The following is a 754-nucleotide window of genomic DNA, read 5'->3' on the forward strand; positions in this document are numbered from 1 at the left end:
GAGTTGATTGCGATCATGTTCTTTCGCTGTGGTGAGTACTGTTTTTTCGGGATAAGACATTCCTTTTTCCATGAACACCAGGCGTAAGTGAAGCTTAACGCCCGCTTTTGTTTTACGAAATTCAACCCATTTGTGATTCGTTAAATTAAGCGGTAATGTACTCGAATCAATGATTTTTAAAGGCATGACGCTTTTCGAGACATTCGTTTTTTGGTGAATTTGAACGACTAAATCAAGGAAAAGCTGTTGGAAGATGTCTGGATTCATCGTATTTAAACGACGTGACAGTTGTGAAACACTGATAGAATCTAAATTTGTTCCCTTTTGAAGTTGATCGTCAAAAAGGCAATCACTCAGCGCGTGCAGACTTTCTGTTTCCTGTAGCTGCGCACAAAGCAGTAATTTTAAGAATGAATCCGTCGTAAGTTTTTTCGTATAAGCATCTAATTTCATCGTTTTCACGTTTTCTTCAAAAAGTTGAAGATTTATGGGTAAAAACTATTGTCCAAATGATGTTTTTCGTGTAATTTCGTCCATATGTAGTTCCTTTATTAGTGGATTTGGACGGGTTACCACCTGACTTTATCCATTATAAAGGACTTTTTTATGCACAAAACAAGATTATTGAACATTTCGAGTGTTTTTAAAACTAAAGTTATTTTAATGCAACGCTAGTGAAAAATTGTTTATAATATACAAAAAAGTTATTAACTAATTCATGCTTTTTAAGGAGGTTAAAATTATGGTATCTATA

General features: G+C 34.1%; 1 protein-coding gene. It reads right to left on the bottom strand.

From position 1 onward, the window contains the following. Positions 1–489: DUF4372 domain-containing protein (locus JFL43_RS22010; RefSeq protein ID WP_325166729.1), on the bottom strand; the 489-nt coding region annotated here is incomplete at its 3' end. Between the last annotated feature and the right edge of the window lie 265 nt (positions 490–754).

The sequence above is a fragment of the Viridibacillus soli genome (assembly GCF_016612995.1).
Taxonomy (GTDB): domain Bacteria; phylum Bacillota; class Bacilli; order Bacillales_A; family Planococcaceae; genus Viridibacillus; species Viridibacillus soli.